We start from the raw sequence: 3,176 nt of genomic DNA on the forward strand, positions 1-3,176 counted from the left end.
ATCTACACCCTAGAGTTCGTCGGCAGCGTCAGATGTGTAAAAGAGACAGCCCGCGACCGGCTCATCGACGGCCAGTGGCAGCTGCACAAAGGCATCGACGCCGCCACCATCGCCGCCGTCCACGACGAGCTCTACCGCCGCACCCTGCACGGCGGCTGGCCCGACGCCGTCCTCACCCCCGGCGTCCACGTCCGCACCGCCGGCCGGCTCGCCACCACCAAAGTCGAACTGCACCTGGAACACACCCTCCAGGACAGCCGCTCCCGCCTCACCACCGACGCCGTCGTCCTCGCCACCGGCTACCGCGAACGCCCCCTCGACCGGATCCTCGCCGGCCTCGACCCCTACATGCGCCGCGACAACCAGGAACGCCCCCGCATCGACGAGGACTACCGACTCGTCCTCGACCCCGCCGTCACCGGCACGGCCTACGTCCAGAACGCCGAAACCCACACCCACGGCGTCGGCGCCCCCGACCTCGGACTCGCCGCCTGGCGCAGCGCGATCATCCTCAACGCCCTGACGGGCGGGGAAGCCTACGCACTCCCCGCCCGCACCGCCTTCACCACCTTCGGCCTCACCCAGCGGGCACACGTCCCGCCGCCCCGCCAGGCACCGGCACTGACCCCGCTCGTCGACGACCGAAGGTGACGAAACACCCGGCACTCACCACCGGCGCCGCGCCTCAGAAGACGGGCATGCCCTCACGCGTGAGCTTCCAATCCACCCCCGCGAACCCGGCCGGGTCGATCGAACCCTTCGCCTTCACCCAGGCGATCATGGTGTTGCGGATCTCCTCCGAGTTCGACCACAGCAACCGGGCCGCGGCGACATGCGGGAAGTTCCCGCCGCCGTTGGCCCGGTAGTTGTTCACCGCGAACACGAACGTCGCGTCGTCCACGAGCGGCTCCCCCTCGAACCGCACATTCGTCACCCGCGAACCGGCCGGCCTCGCGATGTCGATCTCGTACGACAGACCACTCACCACGTCGTAGTTGTAGTCCGGCGTACCGTTCGCGTTCGTCAGCTTCGCCGGATCCACCGCGGCACCCGGCGCCGTCTGCACGAAGTAGTTCGCCGAGAACTCCAGATACGCCTTCATCTGCGCACCCGTCATCAGACGCGCCTCCAGCGTGTTCTCGAAGACGTACAGACCCGCCACATCCCGGATCGTCACCTCACCGGCCGGGATCCGCGCGCTGCGCGAGAAGCACGCCGCCTGCGACAGCACCGGCAACGCGGCGTACTCCGTGCCCGCCAGCGCCTGCTTCACCGTGTCCGCCTGGATATGGTTGATCAGATCGATGATCGGCACATCCTTGTACGGCGCCTCGGCCGACGTCATCTCCGCCGCGTTGGTCCCGACGACCTGGTTGACGTAACCCACGACCTTCTCGTGCTCGTCCCCGAGCAGCTTCGTGATCTTCGGGTCCTCCTCCACCGTGTTGGAGTTGAGAACCTTCGCGCCCACCTTCTCGACCTTCCAGCAGCCCCTCTCCCAGACCAGCTCGAAGTCGAACAGCGTCAGCCGCTGGCCCCACTTCAGCGGCTCCGACAAGAGGACCCGCTTGCCGGTCTTCTTGTTCGTGACGAAGTACTCCGGGATCTCCGTGTGCGCGTGCCCGACCAGGATCGCGTCGATCCCCGGCACCTGCTCCGCCACCAACCCCGCCGCGTTCTCGACGTACGGCAGCTGGTCACCGTAGGACGACGTCCCCGACGAACCACTGTGCGCCGACACGATGACCACGTCCGCACCCATCGACCGCAGCCTCGGCACCCACTTCGCCGCCTGCTCCTCCAGACCCGGGAACGTCATCTTCCCCTGCACGTTCGCCTTGTCCCAGATCGCGATGCCCGGGTTGGTCAGCCCCAGCACCGCCACCTTCACATCCCGCCCGAACGGCGTACGCAGCCGGTGCATGCTGTACGGAGCGAACGCCGGCCGCCCCGTCTTCGCGTCCAGCGCGTTCGCCCCCAGCAGCGGGAAACGACACTGCTGCTCGAACTTCCGCAGCACCGGAATGCCGTAGTTGAACTCGTGGTTGCCGAGCGCCGCCGCGTCATACCCCATCGCGTTCATCGCCTGCGCCATCGGATGCACCGGGCCGCCCTCGGCCGTGATCGGGTCCACCTTGGCGTAGTAGTACGACAACTGCGTGCCCTGAATGGTGTCGCCCGCGTCGATCAGCAGCGTGTTACGGCGCCCCTTCTCCGCACGGACCCGGTTGACCAGGGTGGAGACCTTCGCGAGACCGACGTCGTTGTGGTCCTTGTCGTCGAACTCCTGGTCCGTGAAGTAGTCCCAGTTGAAGACGTTGCCGTGCAGGTCCGTCGTCCCCAGCACGGTGAACGCGTACCGCTTGGCACCACGCTTCGCCTCGGCCGCCTGCGCACCCGGCGCTGCGACCGCACCGGCCAGCGCCACCCCCGCCCCGGTCACGGCGGACTTCTCCAGGAACTTCCGGCGGTTCAACGGCATGTCTGGCTCCTCGCGGAATCTGTGAACGACGCGCGTAGATAACGCGCGTAGATTCTGACCCGCACATGACCGACCGCAACAGACCCGCCAGGTTGCGATCTGATGACTCGACCCCCCGCATCCCCGGCCGCCAACCAACCCACACATGACAGAGTGGGACGTATGACCGCGGCCACCCCAGACGCCTCCCAGCCCGCCGTCCCCTACGGCACACCCGAAGCACCCCGCATCGCCGTCCGCGGCGAAGCCCGCCTCGAAGTCGACCCCGAGATCGCCCGCATCGGCATCACCGTCGCCGCCCGCGGCCGCGACCGCCGCTCCGCCCTCGACGACCTCACCCGCCGCAACGCCGTCGTCCTCGACCTCGTCAAAACCTACGGCGACGCCGTCGAACGCCTGGAAACCGGCGCCTTCTCCATCACCCCCGAACTCACCAAACACGGCCGCGGCGAACGCGTCCGCACCTACCACGGCAGCGTCCGCGTCACCGCCGAACTCACCGACTTCACCGCCCTCGGCGAACTCACCACCCGCCTCGCCGACCTCGACCTCACCCGCGTCGACGGCCCCTGGTGGGCCCTGCGCCCCGACTCACCCGCCCACCGCGAGGCCAGGAAGAAAGCCGTACACGAAGCCGTCCAACGCGCCCGCGAATACCTGTCTCTTATACATATCTGACGCTGCCGACGAACTC

The 3,176-nt window shown here is 68.0% G+C and carries 2 protein-coding genes and 1 pseudogene; 2 read left to right on the forward strand and 1 reads right to left on the reverse strand.

What is annotated here, in order from left to right:
* Window positions 1–651 (forward strand): SidA/IucD/PvdA family monooxygenase (locus C1J00_RS48635; protein WP_180989881.1); only part of this gene is annotated, 651 nt, incomplete at its 5' end.
* A gap of 34 nt (window positions 652–685) precedes the next feature.
* Here C1J00_RS48635 and C1J00_RS40920 read toward each other — a convergent pair.
* Window positions 686–2,482, reverse strand: a complete 1,797-nt coding sequence (locus C1J00_RS40920) for a bifunctional metallophosphatase/5'-nucleotidase (RefSeq protein ID WP_102913906.1) — start codon at window positions 2,480–2,482, stop codon at window positions 686–688.
* 162 nt (window positions 2,483–2,644) lie between these two features.
* Here C1J00_RS40920 and C1J00_RS40925 point away from each other — a divergent pair.
* Window positions 2,645–3,139: pseudogene (locus C1J00_RS40925) on the forward strand (SIMPL domain-containing protein); the annotation flags it as partial.
* Window positions 3,140–3,176: the final 37 nt, after the last annotated feature.

Source organism: Streptomyces cahuitamycinicus (assembly GCF_002891435.1).
GTDB lineage: Bacteria > Actinomycetota > Actinomycetes > Streptomycetales > Streptomycetaceae > Streptomyces > Streptomyces cahuitamycinicus.

Coding starts and splice junctions, on each gene's coding strand:
- C1J00_RS40920 (WP_102913906.1), bottom strand. CDS start 2,482: ATGCCGTTGAACCGCCGGAAGTTCCTGGAGAAGTCCGCCGTGACCGGG.